The sequence below is a fragment of the Jatrophihabitans sp. GAS493 genome (assembly GCF_900230215.1).
Taxonomy (GTDB): Bacteria; Actinomycetota; Actinomycetes; order Mycobacteriales; family Jatrophihabitantaceae; genus MT45.
Genome location: NZ_LT907982.1, coordinates 1,044,270 through 1,066,564 on the forward strand (window position 1 = coordinate 1,044,270; position 22,295 = coordinate 1,066,564).

General features: G+C 67.7%; 22 protein-coding genes. 10 read left to right on the top strand and 12 right to left on the bottom strand.

Translation table 11 applies throughout. The annotated features are described in order from the left end of the window. The 5 genes from CPH63_RS04790 to CPH63_RS04810 all read right to left on the bottom strand — a co-directional run bounded on the left by CPH63_RS04790 (position 1) and on the right by CPH63_RS04810 (position 5,350). The gene (locus tag CPH63_RS04790) at positions 1 to 1,164 is read right to left on the bottom strand and encodes an agmatinase family protein (protein WP_096301804.1); all 1,164 of its coding nucleotides are present in this window, start codon (positions 1,162 to 1,164) and stop codon (positions 1 to 3) included. A gap of 206 nt (positions 1,165 to 1,370) precedes the next feature. Then, positions 1,371 to 3,644, bottom strand: a complete 2,274-nt coding sequence (locus CPH63_RS04795; RefSeq protein ID WP_241895813.1) for a cation-translocating P-type ATPase — start codon at positions 3,642 to 3,644, stop codon at positions 1,371 to 1,373. Continuing rightward, positions 3,641 to 3,880, bottom strand: a complete 240-nt coding sequence (locus CPH63_RS04800) for a heavy-metal-associated domain-containing protein (RefSeq protein WP_096301805.1) — start codon at positions 3,878 to 3,880, stop codon at positions 3,641 to 3,643. Before CPH63_RS04800 ends, CPH63_RS04795 begins: the two co-directional genes overlap by 4 nt. 51 nt (positions 3,881 to 3,931) lie before the next feature. Beyond that, complete coding sequence (locus CPH63_RS04805; protein ID WP_096301806.1) at positions 3,932 to 4,786, bottom strand: hypothetical protein; 855 nt, start codon at positions 4,784 to 4,786, stop codon at positions 3,932 to 3,934. Between the two features lie 75 nt (positions 4,787 to 4,861). Then, positions 4,862 to 5,350, bottom strand: a complete 489-nt coding sequence (locus CPH63_RS04810; RefSeq protein ID WP_096301807.1) for a DUF4395 domain-containing protein — start codon at positions 5,348 to 5,350, stop codon at positions 4,862 to 4,864. Between the two features lie 71 nt (positions 5,351 to 5,421). On the opposite strand from CPH63_RS04810, the gene CPH63_RS04815 reads away from it, so the two are divergent. Further along, the gene (locus tag CPH63_RS04815; RefSeq protein ID WP_096304954.1) at positions 5,422 to 6,693 is read left to right on the top strand and encodes a multidrug effflux MFS transporter; all 1,272 of its coding nucleotides are present in this window, start codon (positions 5,422 to 5,424) and stop codon (positions 6,691 to 6,693) included. Here the strand turns inward: CPH63_RS04815 and CPH63_RS04820 are convergent. Both CPH63_RS04820 and ppk2 read right to left on the bottom strand, forming a co-directional pair. Next, entirely contained in the window at positions 6,681 to 7,445 is a 765-nt protein-coding gene (locus CPH63_RS04820; protein WP_096304955.1) for a class III extradiol ring-cleavage dioxygenase, read from the bottom strand. The genes CPH63_RS04815 and CPH63_RS04820 overlap by 13 nt on opposite strands. Before the next feature lie 95 nt (positions 7,446 to 7,540). Then, positions 7,541 to 8,455 (bottom strand): polyphosphate kinase 2, encoded by a 915-nt coding sequence (gene ppk2 / locus CPH63_RS04825; RefSeq protein WP_096301808.1) that lies wholly within the window; start codon positions 8,453 to 8,455, stop codon positions 7,541 to 7,543. A 473-nt stretch (positions 8,456 to 8,928) separates the two neighbouring features. Here ppk2 and CPH63_RS04830 point away from each other — a divergent pair, with 473 nt between their 5' ends. Together CPH63_RS04830 and CPH63_RS04835 are read left to right on the top strand one after the other, a co-directional pair. Further along, on the top strand, positions 8,929 to 9,822 hold the full coding sequence (locus tag CPH63_RS04830) for a diiron oxygenase (RefSeq protein ID WP_096304956.1): 894 nt from the start codon (positions 8,929 to 8,931) through the stop codon (positions 9,820 to 9,822). A gap of 61 nt (positions 9,823 to 9,883) precedes the next feature. Next, positions 9,884 to 11,554, top strand: coding sequence for an FAD-dependent oxidoreductase (locus tag CPH63_RS04835; RefSeq protein ID WP_096301809.1), 1,671 nt, complete (start codon positions 9,884 to 9,886; stop codon positions 11,552 to 11,554). An 18-nt stretch (positions 11,555 to 11,572) separates the two neighbouring features. Here CPH63_RS04835 and CPH63_RS04840 read toward each other — a convergent pair whose 3' ends face one another. Further along, complete coding sequence (locus CPH63_RS04840) at positions 11,573 to 12,403, bottom strand: SDR family oxidoreductase (protein WP_096301810.1); 831 nt, start codon at positions 12,401 to 12,403, stop codon at positions 11,573 to 11,575. 65 nt (positions 12,404 to 12,468) lie between these two features. On the opposite strand from CPH63_RS04840, the gene CPH63_RS04845 reads away from it, so the two are divergent. After that, positions 12,469 to 12,768 (top strand): GNAT family N-acetyltransferase, encoded by a 300-nt coding sequence (locus CPH63_RS04845; RefSeq protein WP_096301811.1) that lies wholly within the window; start codon positions 12,469 to 12,471, stop codon positions 12,766 to 12,768. 18 nt (positions 12,769 to 12,786) lie between these two features. Here the strand turns inward: CPH63_RS04845 and CPH63_RS04850 are convergent, their stop codons facing one another. Next, positions 12,787 to 13,062, bottom strand: a complete 276-nt coding sequence (locus CPH63_RS04850; protein WP_096301812.1) for a DUF2277 domain-containing protein — start codon at positions 13,060 to 13,062, stop codon at positions 12,787 to 12,789. A gap of 81 nt (positions 13,063 to 13,143) precedes the next feature. On the opposite strand from CPH63_RS04850, the gene CPH63_RS04855 reads away from it, so the two are divergent. Continuing rightward, positions 13,144 to 14,163, top strand: coding sequence for a Gfo/Idh/MocA family protein (locus tag CPH63_RS04855; protein WP_096301813.1), 1,020 nt, complete (start codon positions 13,144 to 13,146; stop codon positions 14,161 to 14,163). Positions 14,164 to 14,256: 93 nt separating this feature from the next. Here the strand turns inward: CPH63_RS04855 and arfB are convergent, their stop codons facing one another. Together arfB and CPH63_RS04865 are read right to left on the bottom strand one after the other, a co-directional pair. Beyond that, a complete protein-coding gene (arfB, locus tag CPH63_RS04860) occupies positions 14,257 to 14,649 on the bottom strand; it encodes an alternative ribosome rescue aminoacyl-tRNA hydrolase ArfB (RefSeq protein ID WP_096301814.1) in 393 nt (130 codons plus the stop codon). A gap of 66 nt (positions 14,650 to 14,715) precedes the next feature. Then, positions 14,716 to 16,308: a succinic semialdehyde dehydrogenase gene (locus CPH63_RS04865; protein ID WP_096301815.1), complete on the bottom strand. Its 1,593-nt coding sequence runs from the start codon at positions 16,306 to 16,308 to the stop codon at positions 14,716 to 14,718. A 99-nt stretch (positions 16,309 to 16,407) separates the two neighbouring features. On the opposite strand from CPH63_RS04865, the gene CPH63_RS04870 reads away from it, so the two are divergent. Continuing rightward, entirely contained in the window at positions 16,408 to 17,079 is a 672-nt protein-coding gene (locus CPH63_RS04870) for an HAD family hydrolase (protein ID WP_096301816.1), read from the top strand. A 1-nt stretch (position 17,080) separates the two neighbouring features. On the opposite strand, the gene CPH63_RS04875 is transcribed toward CPH63_RS04870, so the two are convergent. Then, positions 17,081 to 18,118: a PHB depolymerase family esterase gene (locus CPH63_RS04875; RefSeq protein WP_157749277.1), complete on the bottom strand. Its 1,038-nt coding sequence runs from the start codon at positions 18,116 to 18,118 to the stop codon at positions 17,081 to 17,083. Positions 18,119 to 18,240: 122 nt separating this feature from the next. Here CPH63_RS04875 and CPH63_RS04880 point away from each other — a divergent pair, with 122 nt between their 5' ends. The 4 genes from CPH63_RS04880 to CPH63_RS04895 are packed head-to-tail and all read left to right on the top strand — an operon-like array spanning position 18,241 to position 22,267. Beyond that, positions 18,241 to 19,860: an AMP-binding protein gene (locus CPH63_RS04880; protein ID WP_157749278.1), complete on the top strand. Its 1,620-nt coding sequence runs from the start codon at positions 18,241 to 18,243 to the stop codon at positions 19,858 to 19,860. Further along, positions 19,857 to 21,152: an acyltransferase gene (locus CPH63_RS04885; RefSeq protein ID WP_157749279.1), complete on the top strand. Its 1,296-nt coding sequence runs from the start codon at positions 19,857 to 19,859 to the stop codon at positions 21,150 to 21,152. Before CPH63_RS04880 ends, CPH63_RS04885 begins: the two co-directional genes overlap by 4 nt. Then, on the top strand, positions 21,049 to 21,876 hold the full coding sequence (locus tag CPH63_RS04890; RefSeq protein WP_096304957.1) for a phosphosulfolactate synthase: 828 nt from the start codon (positions 21,049 to 21,051) through the stop codon (positions 21,874 to 21,876). Before CPH63_RS04885 ends, CPH63_RS04890 begins: the two co-directional genes overlap by 104 nt. Next, positions 21,869 to 22,267, top strand: a complete 399-nt coding sequence (locus CPH63_RS04895) for a VOC family protein (RefSeq protein WP_096301820.1) — start codon at positions 21,869 to 21,871, stop codon at positions 22,265 to 22,267. Before CPH63_RS04890 ends, CPH63_RS04895 begins: the two co-directional genes overlap by 8 nt. Positions 22,268 to 22,295: the final 28 nt, after the last annotated feature.

Genomic DNA, 22,295 nt, shown 5'->3' on the forward strand with positions numbered 1-22,295 from the left:
TTACTTTCCTTCGGGGTACGGGCCCCAGGCGTCCTTGCGCTGGGTCGACGGCTTCTTTCCGAGCTTGCCGACCTTGACCATGCTGGCCAGCGTGTCGAGCACCACCCGGGCACTGATGAGCGAAGTCTGCTCGGCCCAGTCGTAAGGCGGGGAGCATTCCACGATCTCCATGCCCGAGAGGCCGCCCTCGGCGATCATCCGGACCAGGCCGAGGGCCTCTCGCGGCAGCAGGCCGCCGGGCTCGGGCCAGCCGGTGCCCGGCACGAAGCCGGAGTCGATCACGTCGATGTCGAAGGAGAGGTAGACCGCCTTGGCCCCCTGCCAGGCCAGCTCCAGCGCCACCTCGGCCACCTTCTCGATGCCGACGCGCTCCACGTCGCCGACGGTCATGACGGTGGTGCCGCGGGCCCGCCCGACCTTGACGCCGGCGCGTGGTGCCTGCCAGCCGCCGATGCCGATCTGGACCAGGTTGGTCGCCGGTGCGTTCTTGATGTCGGTCGCGTGAAACCACGGAGTGGTGTGCATCCGCTCGTCCAGGTCGAGCTCCTGGGTGTCGACGTGCCGGTCGAAGTGGATGATGCCGATGTTTCCGTCGACGTAGGGCGCGAGTCCGCGGATCGTCGGGTAGCCGATCGAGTGGTCGCCGCCGAGCACGACCGGGAAGACGCCCTGGGACGCCACATGGCCGATGCCCTTGGAGATCTGGTCGAAGGACTTCTCCAGGTTGCCGGGTATCGCGCAGATGTCGCCGATGTCGACCATGTTCAGCTGCTCGCGCAGGTCGACGCCCAGTTCGAAGTTGTAGGTGCCGAAGAGGTTGGTCGCCCGTCGAATTCCCTGCGGGCCGAAGCGGGTGCCCGGCCGGTAGGTCGTCCCGGCATCCAGCGGTGCACCGAAGATGGCCACCTCGGCATCGCCCACCTCGTGCACGTCTTCGACATACGGGCACTTGAGGAATGTGCCTCTTTCGCCCGCAAAATGCGGGATCTCGCCGCGGGCGAAGGTTGGCAGGGTGCGGTCGGTGATCGAGTCAGCCGCCTCCAGTCCGAATGCGAGGCCGCGTTCGATCTCCTCCTGGAGTCGACGGGTCGGTAGCAGGGCCTCGGCCTGCTGGGCCCAGTGACCCTCGCGGTCGGGGCGATCTTCCTTCGGCGGGACGGTCATGATCTGCGCTCCTCAATAGTCAGCTGCGATCGAATTCAATCACGCTTTCGCAGCGACTCGGTGAGCGGCATGGCTGCTCGGGCGTACTGAATATTGGTCATCTGATCGACACAAACCTGTCGCCTGATCGAAACGACCTCATCCTTGAATGTTTTCCCGCATTTACCCGGATTCCGGTGATGCGCCACCGGTCCGCCGGGCGGCGGCTAGCCGCGCCGCAGCCGTAGCGAATTGGTGACGACGAAGACCGAGGAGAAGGCCATCGCCGCGCCGGCCAGCAGCGGGCTCAACAGGCCGAAGGCGGCAACCGGGATCAGCACCACGTTGTAGCCGAATGCCCAGAAGAGATTCCCCTTGATAATCCGAAGGGTTCTGCGACTGAGGCGGATCGCGTCGGCCGCGCCGCGTAGGTCGCCCCGCATCAGCGTGATGTCACTTGCCTCGATCGCCACGTCGGTTCCGCCGCCCATCGCCAGCGCGAGGTCGGCCTGGGCCAGTGCGGCGGCGTCGTTGACCCCGTCGCCCACCATCGCCACGACCAGTCCGGCCTGCTGCAGATCCTTGATCGTCTGCACCTTCTGCGCGGGAAGGACGCCGGCGATGACGTCGGCCGAGTCGATGCCGACATCGGCCGCGACGCTCTGCGCCGCCTGCAGGTTGTCGCCGGTGAGCAGCAGCGGTCGAAGCCCGAGGGCGCGCAGTTGCTGCACCGCCTCCCGGCTGGTTGGTTTCACCGAGTCGCCGACGACGAGCAGCCCCTGCGCCTTCCCGTCCCAGCCGACCAGCACCGCGGTGCCGCCGGCCGCCTCAGCCCGCCGCTGGCCGGCCGTGAGATGGCTATCCGAGCGCAGACCCTGCTCAGCCAGATATGCCGGCCGGCCGACGAAGACCCGCCGGGGTCGGCCTTCGAAGTCAACGTCGCCCTGAACTCCGAGGCCGGCCGCGTTGGCGAAGTCGCTGACCGCGGGCAGCGTCCCCAACTCCTCCTCCGCCGCCTGGCTGATGGCCCGGGCGATGGGGTGTTCGCTGCTCGCCTCCAGGGCGCCGGCCAGCGCCAGCACCTGCCGCCGGGAGACCCCGTCGCCCGCGTCGGCCGTTTCGCCCGTTTCGGCCGCCAACAGGGTCATCCGGCCGGTGGTGACGGTGCCGGTCTTGTCGAGCACGATCGTGTTCACCCGACGGGTGCTCTCCAGCACCTGCGGGCCCTTGATGAGCAATCCGAGCTGGGCCGCGTGCCCGGTGCCGACCAGTAGGGCGGTCGGTGTGGCCAGGCCGAGAGCGCACGGGCAGGCGATGATGAGCACGGCGACCGCGGCAGTGAAGGCGGCCGCGCTGCCCAGCCCGACCAGCAGGCTCAGGATGAGGGTGGCCAGGGAGATGACCAGCACAACCGGTACGAAGATCGAGCTCACCCGGTCGGCCAGCCGCTGCACCTTGGCCTTGCCGTTCTGCGCGTCGCTGACGAGACGGGAGATCTGAGCCAACTGAGTGTCGGAGCCGATCCGGGTCGCTCGCACCACCAGGCGCCCGCCGACGTTTACGCAGGCGCCGACGACCGGCGATCCGACGCCGACCTCGACTGGGATGCTCTCGCCGGTGAGCAGGCTCTGGTCCACCGCGGAGGTGCCGTCGACCACCACACCGTCGGTGGCGACCTTCTCGCCCGGACGCACTACGAAGAGATCGTCGACCGCCAGTTGCGCGATCGGGATACGCTCCTGCCGGCCGTCGAGTCGACCATCGCGCAGCACGGCTACGTCTCTGGCCCCGAGGTTGGCCAGTGCTCGCAGCGCCTCCCCCGAGCGGCCGCGGGCGCGGGCCTCCAGATACTTCCCGGTCAGCAGGAAGACGATCACCACGGAGGCGACCTCGAGGTAGATCTGGTCGCCGGCGTCCCCGCCGCTGGCCCCGAGATCGAAGTGCATCCGCATCAGCCGATCGCCGGCGTCGCCGAGCGTGAGCGCGTAGAGCGACCACCCGTAGGCGGCGAGAGTTCCCAGCGAAACCAGGGTGTCCATCGTGGTGCTCCGATGGCGAAGATTCCTCCAGGCGGCCCGGTGGAAGGGCCAGCCGCCCCAGAGCACCACCGGCGTGGCCAGGACGAGCGAGAACCACTGCCAGTAGTCGAACTGCAGCGCCGGAATCATCGCCAGCAGTAACACGGGCAGGGCCAGCGCGGCGCTGATCAGCAGCCGCTGCAACAGGGCGGACTGCTCGGCGTCCTCGTCCTCCTCGCGGTCGTCCCGCGCTGTCGGCAGTTGGGCCGAGTATCCGGCCGACTCCACCGTGGCGATGAGCTGATCAGGACTGACGAGCTGCGCGTCGAAGTCGACGGCGGCCTTGGCGGTGGCGTAGTTGACGCTCGCGCTGACCCCGTCCAGGCGATTGAGCTTCTTCTCCACCCGGGCCGCGCAGGAGGAACAGGTCATCCCACCGACGGACAGCTCGACGGCGGAGGTGGTGGGCAAACGGCCGGTCACGGTGCGACCGAGTAGCCCGCCTCGTCGACGGCGGCGGCGATGTCGGCGTCGGTGAAGTCGACGCCACTGACGTGGACGAGGCCGGTCGGGAGATCGACGGAGACCGCGGTGACACCATCGACGACCTTCACCTCGGCCCGCACCGCCTTCGCGCAGTGCTCGCAGGTCATGCCGCTGACGCTGTACGTCTTCCGGATCGTCCGCTCGATCGTCTTCTGGATCGACTTCTCAGCCATGGCGTCTCCTCACCGTCTCCGTATCGAGGCCGACTATACCCCCTGGGGGTATCAACCGCCTCTCGTTGGCGGTGCGGAGCGCAGCCCCATCGCGTTCGGGAACGGAATCCCGCCCGCGGCCGCCTCGGCCAGCGGGCGGAGTGAGTCGGCCAGCTGCGCAACGGCGTCGGCGTCGAACGCGGCGTAGGCCTCGGCGGCCAGTTCGTCCGTTCGGGCCTCGATCTCCTCGAGGAGGGCGATCCCCGCCGGCGTCGGCTGATCCTGCTGGTCGAGCAGGCCGCAGTCGCGCAGCTGGGAGGCAGCGGTGCGCCACTCCTGCTCGCTCCAGCCGCGGTACTCGCGCTGGTTCGCATCGAGCTGGCCGGCGGCGGCCAGCAGCACATGCGGCTGGGGCCACGTGAAGCCGGCCTCCACCAGGGCCAGCAGGTGCCCGTCGCCGCGGTGCTCCCGCAGCACGGTGCAGTCGTGCCAGAGCGCGGCCAGCGGCTCGTCGGGGCGTCCGAGGCCGGCCTGGGCCGCCGCCATCGGCCGTCCCGTGACCTCTGGCCTTGGGATGGTGACCGGAAATCCCCGGTCATCCGGCCAAATCCGCGGAGGGATCAGCCGGCGTAGCGCGGCCGTCGCTGCCTCCTGTCGGGCCGCCACGATGTCCGTCGGCGCAGCGATCCCCCACACCTCGGGGACCGCCCGCGCGACCATCGTGGGGGCGAAGCCGCCGAAGAGCCGCGTCACCAGTTCGGCCGACGGTGCCGACGACTGCAGCGCGAGCGCCGCGCCCCGGCTGGCGAAGTAGCCGCGCCAGTACCCGCGCAGCCCGAGTTCCAGGTAGGCCTGCTGCGCTTCGGGGGCGAAGTAGACGACGGCGTGGATCGACTCTGTCAGGCGTCCGAGCTCTCGCACGTTCATGGCGCCGATTCTGCTGCCAACGCCCCGGTTTTGGCACAGCAGCCGGGATAATCCCTGCAGGTGTGCCAAAAGCGATCAGGCGGTGCCGTAGCGGGCGGCAACGTTGTTGCAGGCCTCGCAGGTCTCCTCCGGGATGACCCCGACGCGCATCAGCCAGCCGAAGGCCAGGCAGCCCAGGCAGATGGCGAAGACGGACTCCAGCGTGGCGGCGACGACGATCAGCCCGAGCAGGATCTCGGTGGCCAGCGCCGAACCGGCCCCAAACCAAGCCAGCGTCGCACCACCGGTGACCACCAGCCCGATGGTCTGGGCGAAGCGCTTCGGTGGGCCTGCGACGAGTTTCGCTTCACCGAGCCGGGGAGCGATCACCCGAGTGGCGAGCTGCCCCAGTGGGCTGAACCGCGGCCCGCTGGCCACCCGCAGCGCGAAGCCGGCGAAGAGCACTGCGCTGAGCCAGAGCCATCCGGTGAGCAGGGCCAGCAGGGCGATCAGGACGACCCCGCCGGCGACCACCCGAGCCGCCTTCTCGTTGACCGGGTTCGGGAAGGAAAGAAGCTTGCTCATAGGAATACAAACCTAGCCCACCGACGGCCTATTCCAGCGCTCGATAACGGGCACCTGCAATGATCGACGAGATGAGCAGCGCAGCAGATCCGCCGAGCCCGTCAGAGGCGCATATCGGGCTCAAGCTGCTGCTGGTACTCGGCGGCCTCGCGTCCTTCGGCCCGCTCTCGATCGACATGTATCTGCCGGCTCTGCCGCGGATCGGCGCCGACCTCGACGCCAGCGCCGCCTCGATCGCGCTGACCCTCACCGCCTGCACGATCGGCCTCGGGGCCGGCCAACTGGTCGCCGGGCCACTTTCGGACACGTTCGGGCGGCGCCGGCCACTCTTCGTCGGTCTCCTGGTCTTCGTCGTCTTCTCCCTCGCCTGCGCCGCCGCCCCGGACCTCTGGTCGCTGGTCGCCTTCCGCTTCCTGCAGGCCCTCGGCGGCTCGGCCGGGATCGTGATCTCGCGGGCGGTGGCCCGAGACCTGCGGTCGGGAGTTGCGCTGGCGCGGCTCTTCAGTGCGCTGATGGTGGTGAACGGGCTGGCTCCGATCCTGGCCCCGGTGATCGGTGGCCAGCTGGTACGGGTCACGTCCTGGCGGGGCGTCTTCGTGGTGCTGGCGGTGATCGGTGCGCTGCTGATGCTCGCCGCCGCCCTCTTCATCCCGGAGAGCCTCCCGCCGCCGCGTCGCCAGCCGGGGAGTCTCGCGGTCACCGGTGCCAACTACCTGCGGCTCATCTCGGACCTGCGCTTCATGCTCCACGTGGTGGCCGGCGGTCTGGCCTTCGCGGCCATGTTCGCCTATATCTCGGGTTCGCCGTTCGTGCTGGAGGACTACTTCGGCCTCTCCCCGCAGATGTTCAGCCTCATCTTCGGCATCAACGCCAGCGGCATCATCATCTTCAGCCGGCTGCGGTGGCCCAATCCCCGTGGCGTGATGCTCATCGGCCTCGGGCTGATCCTGCTCGGCGCCACGCTGGTCCTGATCGCGGCGTTGACCGGAGTCGGCCTGCCGCTGGTCCTCCCCGGCTTCTTCCTGATCACCTCCGGCTACGGCGCGGCGGCGCCCAACGTCACGGCGCTGGCCCTGGCCGATCACCCGGACGTCGCGGGCTCCGCGGCCGCGGTCTACGGGGCGGTTCAGTTCGTCCTCGGCGGCCTGCTCGCCCCGCTGGCCGGCATCGGCGGACGGAGCACGCTGGTGCCGCTCGGGATCGTGCTGGTGCTCCTGGCGCTGGCCGCATTGGCCTGCGGGTCGATCCCCGGGTGGGCCTCAGGTGTATCGGCCGCGGTGGCCCCGGAGCGGGCCTCGGAGCAGGCCCGCGAGACCGGTGTCGAGGTCGGTCAGGCGACCTGAAACGACCGCTTGGCCAGCCCCATCCAGTAGCCGTCGATGAGCTGATCCGGAGCTGCCTCGCTGGAGGTGGCCGCGCCCAGGGTGACGAACATCGGCGCGAAGTGCTCCGTGGTCGGATGGGCGTAGGGCATCCCGGGGGCGCGCCGCTGGAAGTCGGCCAGCTGATCGAGGTCGCCGGCGGCCAGCACCTCGGCCAGCCAGGCGTCGAAATCCTTCGACCATCCCGGTGCCGCCGCCTCGGCCCGGAAGTCGCGCAGGAACGGCAGGCCGTGGGTGGCGAAGCCGGAGCCGATGATGAGCACGCCCTCCTCACGTAGTGGGCGCAGGCGCTCGCCCAGACGCAGCAGCTTCGCCGGGTCCAGCGTCGGCAGTGACATCTGAAGCACCGGGACGGACGCGTCCGGATACATCACCGTCAGTGGCACATAGGCACCATGGTCAAGGCCACGGGCCTCCTGCCGCGCCACCGCCTGGTCGCCGCTCACCAGCTTCTCGACCTGCGCCGCCAACTCCGGTGCGCCGGGGGCGGCGTAGGTGACGTCGTAGAAGCGTCGGTCAAAGCCGCCGAAGTCGTAGACCAGCGGGATCGTGGTCGTGGCGCCGAGCATCAGTGGCGCCGACTCCCAGTGCGCCGAGACGACCAGGATGGCCTTCGGGGTGGGTAGCTCTCCCGCCAGGGCGCGCAGCTGGGACGTCCAGAGCGCGTCGTCAACGAGCGGTGGGGCGCCGTGGCTCAGGTAGAGCGCCGGCATCTGTGCAGTCTCGGTCATGGCGTGATTCTCCCACTCGATAGTTGAGCATTCAACTACAGAGTCAACGAGGCTGCGGTGGTCTCTATTCCAGCCCGTCAGGCCGCGGTCTCCTCGCCCGTCTCGTAGAGCTCGGCCGCTCGCCCGACGATGAGCGGATCGGGCGTGCCGACGATCTCGAGGTCCTTGTTGTCGTAGTCGAAACGGGCGAGCACGTAGCGCATCGCCTCCAGTCGGGCCCGCTTCTTGTCGTTGCTCTTCACCACCGTCCAGGGCGACCGATCGGTGTCGGTGGCCCGGAACATCACGCTCTTGGCCGCGGTGTACTCCTCCCACTTGTCCAATGAGGCCAGATCCATCGGAGAGAGCTTCCACTGCCGGACCGGATCGATCTGGCGGATCAGGAAGCGGGTGCGCTGCTCGGACGGAGAGACGGAGAACCAGAACTTGATGAGCGAGAAGCCGTCGTCGAGCAGCAGGTTCTCGAAGGCCGGCGCCTGCCGAAGGAAGCGCGCGTGCTGCTCCGGAGTGCAGAAACCCATCACGTGCTCGACCCCGGCCCGGGTGTACCAGGAGCGGTCGAAGAGGGTGAGTTCGCCGCGGGCCGGAAGGTGGTTGATGTAGCGCTGGAAGTACCACTGACGCTCTTCGTAGTCGGTCGGCTTCTCCAGGGCGACCACCTTGGCCCCGCGCGGGTTCAGGTGCTCGGTGAAGCGCTTGATGGTGCCGCCCTTGCCGGCCGCGTCGCGCCCTTCGAAGACCAGCACATGCCGGCGCCCGCTCGCCTTGATCCATTTCTGCAGCTTGAGCAACTCGATCTGCAGGAGTCGCTTCTGCTGCTCATAGTCGTTTCGGTTCAGCCGATGGTCGTACGGGTAACTCTCGCGCCACGTATCGACGATCTGGCCGGCATTCGTGATGAGCACCGGGTCGTCGTCGTCGGTGTCTTCGACGCGGAAGCCATCCGTGCCGTACTGCTCGGACAGACGCGCCAGTTGCTCCTTGAGATCCATCCTGGTCACCCTCACTTGTCGTCACCGGCAGGACTGCAGACGCCCACCGCGTTGCTAGTTACTTACCGTTCGGCGGCGACGAATCGATGGCGGGCAGGTGAACGGCGAGTGCCACCAGCTGTCTTCGGGTGCGGCGCAGGGACCGATTTGGCATCGGAATCAGTGTGCGCCCAAAGTAGTGATGAAAGTATGTGTAAGTTACGGTACCGTGATATGAGTCACCTTGAGAGGAATTAACTGCGACACCAGTTGACGGACATCTCCTCGACGATCATGCTGAACGAATTGCTGTGACACAGCGTCACGGGTACACCGTGACGAGGCGATGACAGCCCGCAACCTAGCTTGCCGATCCACACGTCAGACCGCACACCTCAGACCGCACACCGACCCGCAACAGGAGCCGTTTCGTGACGATTCACCTCGACGCAGAGCCCACCTTGGTCAGCCCACTCTCGCTCGCACCCGTTCCGCTGAGTCGGGTGTCGCCGGAGTACGGCGAGGATGTGGCCCGCCGGCTGCTCGCGTCGGCCGCCACGCTCTCCTACGACCCGGCGACGGAGGTCGACTGGGACGAGCCGCTCGATCCGTCGCTCTACGGGCTCAACCCGGAGTGGAGCACGCTCTACGGCACCGCGCTCTGGGACGAGATGAGCGAGGAGCAGCGCATCACGCTCACCCGCCACGAGGTCAGCTCCATCATGAGCACCGGTATCTGGTTCGAGATGATCCTGCAGCAGATGGTGCTGCGCGACCAGTACGCCAAGGAGCACTCCACCGCGGAGTTCCGCTTCGCGCTCACCGAGATCGCCGATGAGTGCCGCCACTCCATCATGTTCTCCCGGGCCTGCGAGAAGATGGACGCCAACGGCTACTTCCCGAACCGGCTCAGCGTTGAGGCTGGTCGGATCTTCGCCGGCACCGCCACCGGCGAGATCTCCTACGCCGGCATCCTCGTCGCCGAAGAGGTCCTGGACGTCATGCAGCGGGACTGGATGCGCGGCGAGAACGTGCTGCCGCTGGTCCGCACCACCAGCAAAATCCACGTCGTCGAGGAGTCCCGGCACATGAAGTTCGCCCGCCAGGAGATTCGCGAGCGGATGGACGGAGTCGGCGCCGGACGCCGCTACCGCAGCGGCGTCGTCATCGCGGTCGCGGCGAACATCATCGTGAGCAACATGGTGAACAAGCGGGTCTATGCCGCGGCGGGTCTGGACACGAAGCGGGCGCTGGCCGAGGCGAAGAGCAACCCGCACCGCAAGGCGATGATGCGCTCCAGCTGCGTCCACCTGATGGAGTTCCTCTCCGAGTCGGGACTGCTCAGCAAGACGGCGATGGCGATCTACAAGCGCGTCGACATGATCTGAGCGCCGCCGCGCTCGCATCGAGTCTCTTCGACTCTTCCTGCTAACTAAGGACATCACCTCCGTGGCCTATGCCATCACCCAGACCTGCTGCAGCGACGCCACCTGCGTGGCGGTCTGCCCGGTCAACTGCATCCACCCGACGCCGGCCGAGCCGGACTTCGGTAAGGCGGAGATGCTCTACATCGATCCGCAGACCTGTATCGACTGCGGGGCCTGCGCCGACGCCTGCCCGGTGGATGCCATCTTCCCGGCCGATCAGCTCACCGGTCCGAAGGCCGTCTACGTCGAACTGAACCGCGACTTCTACCAGCGCCGGGCCGTGACGAACGCGCCGGATGTGCCGCATTTCCCACGTAGTCTGCCCCGCGACATCCCGAATCTGCGAGTCGCCGTCGTCGGCACCGGCCCGGCCGCCTGGTACACCGCCGACCTGCTGGTCCGCGACATCGGCGCCGAGGTCACCATGATCGACAAACTTCCGGTCTCCGGTGGGCTCATCCGCTTCGGAGTGGCTCCCGATCACCCAGACACCAAGAAGATCGGTGACAGCTTCAGCACCCTGCTGCATCACCCGCGGCTGCGCATGCTGATGAACGTCGAGATCGGCAAGGACATCACACCGCTCGACCTCACTGACCACCATCACGCGGTCATCTACGCCGTCGGTGCCTCGGCCGACAACACCCTGGGAATTCCAGGTGAATCGCTCGACGGTAGCCTCTCGGCGACCAGCTTCGTCGCCTGGTACAACGCCCATCCGGATGCCGCCGAAACCGAGGTCGACCTCTCCGGCGAGCGGGCCGTAGTGATCGGCAACGGCAACGTCGCCATCGACGTCGCCCGGATCCTCGTCTCCGATCCGGCCGCGCTGGCCCGCACCGATATCGCCGACCACGCGCTCGCCGCCCTGCGCGGTAGCTCGGTCCGCGAGGTCGTCCTCCTTGGTCGCCGTGGTCCGGACGAGGCGTCCTACACCGACTCGGAGCTGCTGGCCCTGAAGCACCTACCGGGGGTCGAGCTGGTGGTCGAGGACCACCCGATGGTGCGCTCGGCCATCGCGGCCGCCGCCCCCGGGTCGAAGGCCGCGCTGCTGGCTGACCTGCCCTTGGTCGAAGTCGACTGGACGGCGCCGGCGGCAACCAAACGAATCGTGCTGCGTTTCCTCTCCTCAGCCACTGAGATCGTCGGACGCAAGTCGGTCGAGGCGGTGGAGGTGACCCGGAACGTGGAGCACCACACTGCCGCCGCCGAGGAGCTGGCCGCCGTGGCGATCACGGCCGCGCACGACACCATTCCGGCTGGCCTGGTGCTGCGGGCCATCGGCTACCGCGGGCGTCCGCTCGACGGACTTCCCTTCGACCCGCTGACCGCAACCATCCCCAATGACGCCGGACGGGTCATCGATCCGCAGACCGGCGCGCCGGTGCCCGGAACGTATGTGGTCGGCTGGATCAAGCGCGGGCCGAGCGGCGGGATCGGGGCGAACCGCGAGTGTGCCGCCGAGACGGTGGACACCCTGCTGGACGACGCCGAAGCTCACCTGCTGCGGGGCGAGGTGGAGTCGGCGCGGCACTTCGACCGGCTGGTGCATCGGCAGAAGCCGGCGGCGATCAACCGCAAGACGCTGCTGGCGATCGACCGGGCCGAACGTGAGCGGGGTGCGCAGGTGGGTCGTCCGCGGGTCAAATTCGGGACGGTCGAGGAGTTGCTGGCCGCCGCAGAGCACGGCTGATCCCGGTTGTCGGGCCGTCTAGCGGCGGAGCAGTTCGGCCAGCGAGGTCGCTGGACGACCCGTGATCTGCTGGATGTCATCGCTGATATCGCAGACCTCACCGGTGGCGATCGCGGTGTAGGTGGAGACCCACGCGTCGACCTGCCACCCCGGTGCGCCGTAGCCGGCGCGTGACTCGTAGGCCTCGGCAACCGTCTCCGGTTGATAGCGGAATGGCTGACCGAGCTCGGCGCTGAGGGTCGCTGCGACCTCGTCCAGGCTCAGCGACTGCGGGCCGGTGAGGTTATGGGTTGCGCCAGCGTGGTCGTTTGCTCGCCGGAGCACAGCGGCCGCCACCTCGGCGATGTCGTCCCGGGCCACGATGCTGACCCGCCCGTCGGCGGCCGGCCCCCGGATCACTCGATCCGGCCCCGCCATAAGGGTCATGAAGTCGGCGTAGAAGTTATCCCGCAGGAATGTGAAGGCGACGCCACTGGCTCGGATGTGCTCCTCCGTGGCGAAGTGGTCACGGCCGAGGGTGAAGGCGCAGTCCGGACCGGCGCCGTAGAAGGACGTGTAGACGAGTTGCCGGACGCCGGCCGCCACTGCCCCGTCGACAAAGCTGAAGTGCTCCGCGCGCCGGTCGACCGACTCCGCGGCCGAGACCATGAGCACCACCTCGACTCCGGTCAGCGCCCGCTGCACGGCGGCGGTGTCGCGGAACTCGGCCTGGGCCACCTCGGCTCCGGGAAGCTGCGGAGCACGCGTGGGGTCTCGCACGACGAGCCGGAGCTCGACACCGTCGTCCGCCAGTCGGCGGGCTACTCGACCGCCCAGCTGGCCGGTTGCCCCGGTGATCGCGATTCTCATGGATGACTCCCAAGTGCCGGTGACCGCCGAACGGTGGCCATCGCTCAGTCTGACAGGATTGGCTGATGATCGATGTTCGCGATGATCCCGACCAGTCCTGTTTCCGGGTGAGCCTGGACGGCGAGGACGTCGGCAGCGCGTTTTACCAACTCCGGCCGGCTGATGAGACGCGGCCCGAACGTGTCGTCTTCACGCATACCCGCGTCTCGTCCGAGGTCTCCGGCCGTGGTGTCGGGGGCGCGCTGGCTCGTGGCGCCCTGGATGCGGTACGTGCCTCCGGCCGGCGGGCGGTCGTGGTCTGCCCCTTCATCGCGGCCTTCATCAGCAAGCACCCGGAGTACCAGGACCTCGTCGTCGCCAGCTAGTCAGACGTTGCCAGTTGGTCAGGCTCGCGCGCCGAAGCGCAGCTCGCTGCGAGCTCGCGCCTTCGCGGCCTCGACCGCCCGGTCGCGGGGCGCGGCGGCGGTGACCAGGTCGTCGAGCAGGTGCTGGGTGATGTGGGCGATCTCGTGGACGGCCCGGTCGAAGGCCGCCTGATTGGCCGCCGACGGCTTGCTGGTGCCACTTATCTTGCGCACATACTGCAGCGCGGCATTGTGCACCTCGCTCGAGGTGGCGGGCGGCTCGAAATTGTTCAACGGGCGAATGTTTCGGCACATGTCTGTTCAACGAACGGGAATGCACCGGTTGTTCCCATGGAGTACCGCCGCCGCGGGGATTAGGGTCAATTCGTGACTGCGATGGAGAGCGAGACTCTGGCCGAAGCTGCGCAGTTGGCGGAGGGGCCGCCGCCGATCAGATGGGGAATCCTGGCCACCGGCGGGATCGCCCGCATGTTCACCCGAGATCTTCGGCATCTTCCGGATGCCCGGGTCGTGGCGGTTGGATCGCGCAGCGCGGCCGGTGCCGAGGCCTTCGGCCATGAGTTCGGCATTGCCCACCGGCACGGCAGCTACCAAGCGCTGGTCGAGGACCCCGAGGTGGACGTCGTCTACATCGCAACGCCGCACCCCGGCCACCACGAGGCCGCGCTGCAGGCGATCGCCGCCGGCAAGGCGGTGCTGCTGGAGAAGCCGTTCGCCATGGACGCGCTGCAGACCAACGACATCATCGAAGCGGCGGCCGCGGCGAACGTCTTCGTCATGGAGGCGATGTGGACGCGCTGGCTTCCGCACATCGTCCGGGTCCGGGAGATCGTCGCCTCCGGGGTGCTGGGTGAGATCGTCTCGGTCACCGCCGACCATGGGCAGTGGTTCCGCCACGACCCCAACTTCCGACTCTTCAAGCACGAACTCGGTGGCGGAGCGCTGCTGGACCTCGGCATCTACCCGATATCGTTCGCGTCGATGATTCTCGGTGCGCCGAGCCGGGTGACGGCGGTGAGCGCGCCGGCCTTCAGCGGAGTCGATGCCCAGACCTCGATGATCCTCGAATACCCCGGCGTGGCCCAGGCGATCCTTACGACTACCTCCTACGCCGTCACCCCGTGCGCAGCGGTCATCTCCGGCACCCAGGCCCGTCTGGAGATAGAAGGCATCTTCTACCAACCCTCGACGTTCAAGGTCATCGGCCGCGACGGGGCCGAGCTGGATCGGTGGGACGCGATCCCGCCGGGCCGGGGTATGCAGTTCGAGGCGGCGGAGGTGCAGCGCTGCCTGCGCGCCGGGTTGCTGGAGAGTCCGGATCTGCCACTGCGCGAATCACTGCAGATCATGCAGACGATGGACGAGGTTCGCCGCCAGATCGGCCTCACCTACTAACCCGGTTTACTCTCCCTCAACCGCGATTTGGGGAGTCAAGTGCCCGGAATCCGGGCATCTGGCTCCCCAAGTCGACGTCGGTGGAGCTGTTGGTTACTCCGGCGGTGGCCGCCGGCGGGTCGTTTTGATGTCGCCGCGCTGTCTCTTCCCGTCCAACCGGCGCTGCCGGGCCGCCCGGGACGGACGGGTCGGGCGCCGGATAGCCACCGGCGCGAGCGCGTCGGCAACCAGTTCGGCCAGCCGGGCCCGGGCCAGCATCCGATTCTGCAGCTGCGAACGCTGCTCTGAGGCGGCCAATGTGATGACCCCGTCCACGATGCGTGAGTGCAGGCGCTCCAGCAGCCGGCTGCGCTGCTGGTCGTTGAGCACGACCGACTCCGCAATGCTCCAGCTCAGCTCGACCCGGCTGTCGGTGGTGTTCACCGACTGGCCGCCCGGGCCGGAGGAGCGGCTGAACCGCTCGGAGAGCTCGGCCGCCGGAATCATCAGGCCGTGTGGCAGCCCGCGGGCTGGTGCGACTCGTAGATCATTGGTGGCGGCGGGCACGATTGGTTAGGGCCACGGGAAGCGGGTGCGCTGGCTGGCCTTGGCCGCGAAGGTGATGAACTTGCCGTAGAACGCGCCGCCCCGGTCGTAGAGCGGCTTCAGCGGCACCGCCTGAATCGCGATCGTCTGGACCTCGGTGTAACGGGTGATCCCGACGGCGCCGTGGCGACGACCGACCCCGGACTGCTTCCGACCCCCCATCGGGCTGGAGATCGCCGACCAGACGACGGTGAAGGCATCGTTCACGGTGACCGTCCCCGACTCGATCTGCCGGGCCAGGTCCCGTCCCCGCCGTCCGCTACCGGACCAGACGGTGGCGTTCAGGCCGTAGATCGTGTCGTTCGCCCGGGCGATCGCCTCCTCGTCGTCGGACACCGGGTACACGGAGACCAGCGGGCCGAAGGTCTCGTCGGCGTAGCAGGCGGCCGTCTCGGGGACGTCGGCCAACACGGTCGGTTCGAAGGCCAGTGGCCCGATGTCGGGACGGGCCTTGCCGCCGGCGACAACCCGGGCACCCTTGGCCGTCGCGTCGGCCACGTGCGCTGCGATGGTGTCGAACTGGGATTGGTTGGAGATCGAGCCAACGTCGTAGGACCAGTCCAGCTTGGTGCCGATCCGTAGTGCGCTGGACCGGGCGGCGAAGGCCTTCAGGAACTCCTGGTAGATCGCCTGGTGTACGTAGATGCGCTCGATCGAGACGCAGGAGTGGCCGGTGTTGCCGAAGCAGTCACGGACCAGACCCTCGGCCGCCCGTTCGATGTTCGCATCGGCGGCCACGTACGCCGGGTTCTTGCCGCCGAGTTCCAGCGATACGCCCTTGAAATCGCGGGCCGCCTGCTCGGCGACGGTGCGGCCGGTGGCGGTCGAGCCGGTGAAGGAGACGTGGTTGCTGAGCTTGATGATCTCTGGTCCGAGGGTGGTGCCCGAGCCGTAGACGATCTGGAAGAGCCCCTCCGGCAGGCCGGCGGCGGCGGCGATCTCGGCGGCCCAGAGGGCGATGAGCGGCGTCTGGCTGTCGGGCTTCAAGACGACCGCGTTGCCCGACATCCAGGCCGGCATCGCGTCGGAGATGGTGAGGATGAGCGGGTAGTTCCACGGCGCGATCATGCCGACGACGCCCTTGGCGTGGTAGACCTCGCGAACTGGGGTGCCCAACTGCAGCACCCCGAAGTGTCGCTTCTCCTTCAGCACTGACGGGCCGCTGCGCGAGATCCAGGCCGAGTTGGCGGCGACGTCGAAGATCTCGTCGAAGGCGTGCGCGCGGGCCTTGCCGGTCTCGGTCTGGAGGATGTCCAGGCCCTCCTCCTGGCGCTGCACGGCGATCTCGCCGATCTTGCGGATGATCGCCGCCCGCTCCTTCGCCGGCCGCTTGGCCCAGAGCTTCTGGGCGGCCGCTGCGGTGGCGAAGGCGGTACGCACGTCCTCGACGCTGGAGACCGGGATGGCGGCGATCGGCGCACCATTGGCCGGGCTCGTCGTAGTGCGTGTGGTGCCCGAGGTGGCGACGATGCGGGCGGTGAGCCGCCGGGCAACCGAGGGGCTCATGCTCCAGGTGGCCGTGGGGTCCTTCTCGGGATCGACGATCAGCGACTCAGTCATTCGTCGAGACTAGGGTGCCTAGCCCCCCAATTGCCAGAGCCAAGTGAGCTGAGTCGCAGCGCTCAGGCGCCGCACAGCCACGCGTTGAATCCTGATTCGATGAGCAGCGAGTGGAGTCAGCCGCCGAAGGTCTCGGCCGTCTACTTCGACATCGGCGAGACGGTCCTTGACCGGAGTCGGGAGTACGCGGCCTGGGCGGCCTTCCTCGGGCTGCCGTCGCACACCTTCTCGGCGGTCTTCGGTGCGATCGTGAGCCGGGGTGGCGGTGTCAGCGACGTGCTGCACTATCTGCGTCCGTCCGAGAGCGTCGGTTCGCTGCGGGACGGGCTGCAGCGTTCCGGGTTGGTGCCGCCGCTGACCGATGAGGACCTTTACCCTGGTGTCCGGATCTTGCTCAAGCAGCTGCGGGCGGCCGGGCTGGCTGTGGGAATCGTCGGCAATCAGCCGCTGGCGCTGGGTGAGCAACTGCGGCGCCTCGATCTCGACGCTGACGTCGTCGCGGTCTCGGCCGAATGGGGTCTGGAGAAGCCGGATCCGAGATTCTTCCAGCGCTGCGTCCAGACCGCGGGCTGCGCGTCGGCCGACGTGCTCTACGTGGGCGACCAGCTCGACAACGACGTGCGGGGGGCGCTGGCCGCCGGGCTGCAGGTGGTGCGGGTTCGTAGCGGACCATGGGGTCTGTTGACCGGTGATGATGAGTTGGAGGCTCGCTGCCTGGCCGTCATCGACTCTATCGCCGACCTCGCGGATGTCCTCGATCTGGAGAACTAGGTCAATGCAGGGTTCGGTTGAAGAACCGCCACAGGAGCAAAGCGGCACCGGGTGTGGAGGGCGATGTGGTGGGCCAGCCGTGCTCCTGCCCGGTGTAGAGCACGGTGCTGACGGCCGTCCCGCCGGAGCAGCTGGACCAACTCGTGATGGTGGCCAGACCGTCACGAACACTGGTGGACGTGGCCGAGCAGGCGTCGCGGGTGCGCAATGCGATCGCCGCCGCGGCGAGGGCCGCACCGGCTGGCATAGCGTCGGTGGAGATCGGCAGTTCCGGGTCGTCCGCCCCGACCACGACCAGGGCCGACGTGTGGCTGCTCGCCGCGCAACTGGTCAGCGGGGTCGCGCTGACTGCGGCAAAGGCCGCGAAGAGCTGCGGTTCGCGGCACATGACGTCGTAGGCCAACTTGCCACCATTGCTGTAGCCCGCGAGGTAGACGCGCCCGCTCGTCACCGACTGGCTGCTCTCCGCGGCGGCGACGACATCGGCCACGAAACCGACATCATCGACGTTGGAGGGGCCGGCCTGGCCGCAGCAGCTGTCGGCGTCCACATTCCACGACTTCTGGTATCCGGCCGGGTACACCAGGATCGCCTCGCCGCGATTGGCCAGCGGCAGGAGTTCGTCACGCAGCGCCTCCTGCGTCGGTGACGCATTCTGACCGGCCAGCACCACGATCAACGGCAGCGGCCCGCTCCGCCGTGAGGGCGCGATCGTCAGGTATGTGCGGAGGATCCCGCCGGAGATCAGCGTTGACGTAGCGACGGTGGTGGCCGGTGCGAGGAGCTGTACCGCGCTCACCGGGTAGCCGGCCGACGTGACGCTCGAAGTCGGCTGAAATGCGGATGCCGACGTCGCCGGCGCTGCGGCGGCGACCGAGCGATCGGTCCCGCCGGCCGCGCCGAAGAGGGCGAGCGAGCCCGAGACGAGGACGCAGATAAGCAGAGCGGCCGTCGCCTGCTGCCAACGATTCCTCCGGCGCGGATTGCCCCGTCGGCCGCCACCCCACCGCCCACTCCGCCCGCTCCACCCGCTCCGCACGGATCGAGACTGCGGGTCGTTGCTACGGGTGGACCATGAATTCCTGGTGAATCGCCTTTCCCCTCGCCAATTCACAACGTTCCCTGGGCGTGCACCCAGCGGCCTCCAGCAGCGTGCTGGGAGTGACTACTCACCTGAATGCCATCGGAGGTGGCAGGCAGCGTGGCGGGTCCCTGCGCGCCAACGGGTCCCTGCGCGACATCATTCGCTGGCAGCGGGCGCGACGGCCGGCCAGCAGCTATCTGGAGGATGCCCGCAGCGACCGAAGCCTGAGCTATGCGGCCCTGGAACGGATCGTCGAGTGCTGGTCGCTCGTGCTCGCTCGCCGCGACGGCGAGCCCAGCCGAGGAGCGGGCCCGGCGCAGGAGCCCGCCGATCCGCTGGCCGCGCAGCCCCGGATCGCGCTGCTGATCGACGATCCGTTGGTATTCGCAGCCGTATATCTCTCGGTGATCGCGGCCGGCTGCACCGTCGCTCCGATCGATGCCGGCGTCCCAGCGGCTGAGTTGCGCCGAATCATCGACCGGCCGGCTGCCGACGCCCCGAACCTGCTCATCACCGACCAGCGAGGGCTCGACGCGGTGGCCGGGTGCCAGATCGTCACGGTCGACAGCGAAGAGCAGGGCCTGCCACCGGACGAGTTGATCCTGAGGTCTCGGCTGGGCGCGCGGAGTCGTCCGGCGGCGGCGGGCGCGCTTCGCCTCAGCACCTCCGGCTCAACCGGCCAACCGAAGGTCGTCGAGCTGGGCGAGGCGCAGTTGCTGCACGTCGCCCGGCAGGTCGCCGCGCACAACGAGCTCAGCGACGCGGACCGGGGCTTCTGCTCGCTGCCGCTGTTTCACATCAACGCGCAGGTGGTCGGGCTCCTCTCCACGCTGGTCAGCGGTGCGACCATGGTCCTCGATCGACGATTCCATCGCACGGGCTTCTGGGACCTGATGCAGGCCCGCGAGATCACCTGGATCAACGCCGTCCCAGCTATTCTCTCGATACTGTCTCGCGAGGACTTCCCGCCACCGCTGCCGAAGCTGCGCCTCATCCGCTCGGCCTCCGCGCCGCTACCGTCGTCGGTCCGGACGACGATCGAGACATCGCTGCAGGTGCCGCTGGTCGAGAGCTACGGCATGACGGAGGCAGCGAGCCAGATCACCGCGACCCCGCTGCACGACCGGGCGCGCCCCGGCAGCGCCGGACGGGCGGTCGGAGTCGAACTCAGCGTGCGTACCGGTACCGGCGAGTGCGCAGCCACCGATGAGGTCGGACGCATCTGGATTCGCGGGCCCGGGGTCATCACCGGGTACGTCGGAGGGCGGGCTGCGGAGCGCTTCGACCCGGCCGGCTGGCTCGACACCGGTGACCTCGGGCTCCTCGACGCCGACGGGTACGTGTACCTGCGCGGGCGGGCCGACGACGTCATCAATCGCGGGGGCGAGCTGATTCACCCCCGAGAAATACAGGAGATTCTCCTCGCTGACCGGCGAGTGCTCGAGGCGATAGTGGTCGGGCGTCCGGATCCGGTTCTCGGTGCGGTTGCGGTTGCTCGGGTGATCACGGCCCCGAGCTGTCGCACCGAGCTCGAGCGTGCGGCGTTACTGGCCGACCTCGACCAGCTGTGCCGAACGCGGCTAAGCCGCTTCAAACGACCAGAGGCGGTGGAGATCGTCGACGACCTGCCGCGGGCCGCCACCGGGAAGATTCGCACCCACCTGGTGCGTGAACTCGTCTGCCACGGACGCCTGTGAGCATCGTCGAACCGGCGCCGGCTCGCAGCCGGCACATTCACGAACTCGACGTGGTGCGGGTGCTGACCTTCGCCTGCGTCATCGCCGTACATACCGTGTCCCACACCAACCCGGCTCAGAGTGTCACGGCCGGGGGGTCGTTGATGCTACTGCACTTCACCCGTGAGGCCTTCTTCGTCCTCACCGGATTCGTCCTTGTTCATCAGTACATTCGTCGTTCCATCGATCTTAGGCGCTTCTACTCTCGTCGCCTGGTCACGGTCGGAATCCCCTACCTGCTCTGGACAGTTATATACACCTACCTGCCTCAGCACTGGACGGTACCGCGGACGCCGCTCGCCACCCTGTTCGCGAACATCTTGACCGGGGCGGCGTGCTATCACCTGTACTTCCTGCTGGTGTCGCTGCAGATCTACCTGCTCTACCCGCTGCTGGCCATGGTGATTCGAGCCACCGCCGACCACCATGGGCCGCTACTGGCGGTGAGCGCCCTCACGCAGCTGGGATTTCTTGCTTACCTCACTTACGGGTCGCTCCCCTCGGGATGGGCGGCGACGCTGCTGCGGCACCAGGACGCACTGCTGATCTCCTACCAGTTCTACGTCATCCTGGGTGCCGTCTGCGCCTTCCACAGTGATCTGCTCAGGTCCTGCGTCGCCCGGCATCGAGGAGTCATCGGTAGCGCGCTGCTCCCGGTCGCCCTGATCGCGATCGGGGTCTTCAGTCTGCAACTAGGGGCCGGTTGGACGCCGATTCACGCCTCGGCCGTACTGCAGCCGGTAATGGTGATCTGGTCGATTGCGGCGGTGTCCGGACTCTTCGCGCTCGGATCGCTCTGGTCCGAGCGGCGGGTACCCGGAGCATGGTTGGATCGCGGACTGGCCTACGGATCTGACCGGTCGTTCGGCATCTTCCTCGTCCATCCGGCGGTTCTCGCCTACGTGCTCGATGTCGGTTGGCTGCGACGGACGCCCGCCGTTCCGCAGACCCTCCTCGCCTACGCGGCCACGGTCGCCGGATCCGTCGTCGTAGTCGAGTTGTTCCGGCGAACGCCGCTGAGCAGACCGCTCACCGGACGTTCGATGCTGACCGGCACCGGTGTTCACAAGTGGTTCACGCAAAATTCTCAGCCTTACCTCGAGACCCCGGACGAACATTCAATACACAACGAACGAAAGGGAAAACATCATGCACTCAACGGCACTGGATCTTCCCGAACATCAGAGCAAGCCCCGCTCGATCGGCGTCACGATGGTGATGGACGGCGGCCTACCGACCCGGTACTTCATTGACGTCGTCTCCAGCTTCGGTGGGCTAATCGACGTGATGAAGCTCGGCTGGGGTACCTCGCTGGTCACCGACGACCTCAAGTACAAGATCGACGCGCTGGCCGATGCCGGGGTGGACTTCTACTTCGGTGGCACTCTCTTCGAGAAGTTCCTGAGCCAGGATCGCTTCGATGACTGGCGACGCTTCTGCGATCGCTTCGACTGTCGCTATGTCGAGGTATCCAACGGAACGATCCCCCTCAGTAATCAGCGAAAAGCTCAGTATGTCGACTTGCTCGCCAATGATTATCGAGTCTTCAGCGAGGTCGGATTCAAGGACCAGGCCAAATCCGAGGCGATGACCGCGCAGGTCTGGATCGACTACATCCGCCAAGATCTCGCCGCGGGAGCCCACATGGTGATCACCGAGTCCCGGGAGAGCGGCAAGAGCGGCATCTGCAGTGCGGACGGGCGCCTCAAGCGCGACCTCATCGACCAGATCGCCGAGTCGGACATCAACCTCGATCGGGTTCTCTTCGAAGCGCCGACGAAGGACGTGCAGATCCAGTTGATCCGCCGCTTCGGTTCGCAGGTGAATCTGGGCAACATCAGCACCAGTGACATCGTCGCGCTGGAGACACTTCGGCTCGGGCTGCGGGGCGACACCCTGCTCGACTTCGCCACCGTGTCCCGGCCAGACTATGACGCCGCGGGTGAGGCCGTGGGGCGCGAGGTTCAGCATGCGTGAGAGCGGCGACGCCTTCCACCTGGCGATCCCGGCGCGCGACCTGGATGAGGCGCATGAGTTCTACGTGGGCGGCCTGGGCTGCAAGCTGGCCCGGCGCTACGGAGACCGGATCACCCTGGATTTCTTCGGCGATCAGGTCGTCTGCCACCTCTCTGCCAAGTTCGAGCGGGCGCCGGAGCTCTACCCCCGTCACTTCGGCGTCACATTCCGCAGCATCGAGGACTACGACCGACTGGTTCACCTGGCCGAGACGCGTGGCCTTCGCTTCTATGCCAAGCCCTTCACCCGGTTCGAGACTATGGTGGAGGAGCACAGCAGCTTCGTGCTGCAGGATCCCTCGAACAATCTCCTGGAATTCAAACACTATTCCGACCCGCGGATGATGTACTGAAGCTGGATCTGCGTCCGATCGAGCGAGA

What these genes read in the sequence shown, in the direction of transcription:
- CPH63_RS04790 (WP_096301804.1), bottom strand. Translation starts at nt 1,164, where the DNA reads ATGACCGTCCCGCCGAAGGAAGATCGCCCCGACCGCGAGGGTCACTGG.
- CPH63_RS04800 (WP_096301805.1), bottom strand. Translation starts at nt 3,880, where the DNA reads ATGGCTGAGAAGTCGATCCAGAAGACGATCGAGCGGACGATCCGGAAG.
- CPH63_RS04805 (WP_096301806.1), bottom strand. Translation starts at nt 4,786, where the DNA reads ATGAACGTGCGAGAGCTCGGACGCCTGACAGAGTCGATCCACGCCGTC.
- CPH63_RS04810 (WP_096301807.1), bottom strand. Translation starts at nt 5,350, where the DNA reads ATGAGCAAGCTTCTTTCCTTCCCGAACCCGGTCAACGAGAAGGCGGCT.
- CPH63_RS04815 (WP_096304954.1), top strand. Translation starts at nt 5,422, where the DNA reads ATGAGCAGCGCAGCAGATCCGCCGAGCCCGTCAGAGGCGCATATCGGG.
- CPH63_RS04820 (WP_096304955.1), bottom strand. Translation starts at nt 7,445, where the DNA reads ATGCCGGCGCTCTACCTGAGCCACGGCGCCCCACCGCTCGTTGACGAC.
- ppk2 (WP_096301808.1), bottom strand. Translation starts at nt 8,455, where the DNA reads ATGGATCTCAAGGAGCAACTGGCGCGTCTGTCCGAGCAGTACGGCACG.
- CPH63_RS04840 (WP_096301810.1), bottom strand. Translation starts at nt 12,403, where the DNA reads ATGAGAATCGCGATCACCGGGGCAACCGGCCAGCTGGGCGGTCGAGTA.
- CPH63_RS04845 (WP_096301811.1), top strand. Translation starts at nt 12,469, where the DNA reads ATGATCGATGTTCGCGATGATCCCGACCAGTCCTGTTTCCGGGTGAGC.
- CPH63_RS04850 (WP_096301812.1), bottom strand. Translation starts at nt 13,062, where the DNA reads ATGTGCCGAAACATTCGCCCGTTGAACAATTTCGAGCCGCCCGCCACC.
- CPH63_RS04855 (WP_096301813.1), top strand. Translation starts at nt 13,144, where the DNA reads ATGGAGAGCGAGACTCTGGCCGAAGCTGCGCAGTTGGCGGAGGGGCCG.
- arfB (WP_096301814.1), bottom strand. Translation starts at nt 14,649, where the DNA reads ATGATTCCGGCGGCCGAGCTCTCCGAGCGGTTCAGCCGCTCCTCCGGC.
- CPH63_RS04865 (WP_096301815.1), bottom strand. Translation starts at nt 16,308, where the DNA reads ATGACTGAGTCGCTGATCGTCGATCCCGAGAAGGACCCCACGGCCACC.
- CPH63_RS04870 (WP_096301816.1), top strand. Translation starts at nt 16,408, where the DNA reads ATGAGCAGCGAGTGGAGTCAGCCGCCGAAGGTCTCGGCCGTCTACTTC.
- CPH63_RS04890 (WP_096304957.1), top strand. Translation starts at nt 21,049, where the DNA reads ATGCACTCAACGGCACTGGATCTTCCCGAACATCAGAGCAAGCCCCGC.
- CPH63_RS04895 (WP_096301820.1), top strand. Translation starts at nt 21,869, where the DNA reads ATGCGTGAGAGCGGCGACGCCTTCCACCTGGCGATCCCGGCGCGCGAC.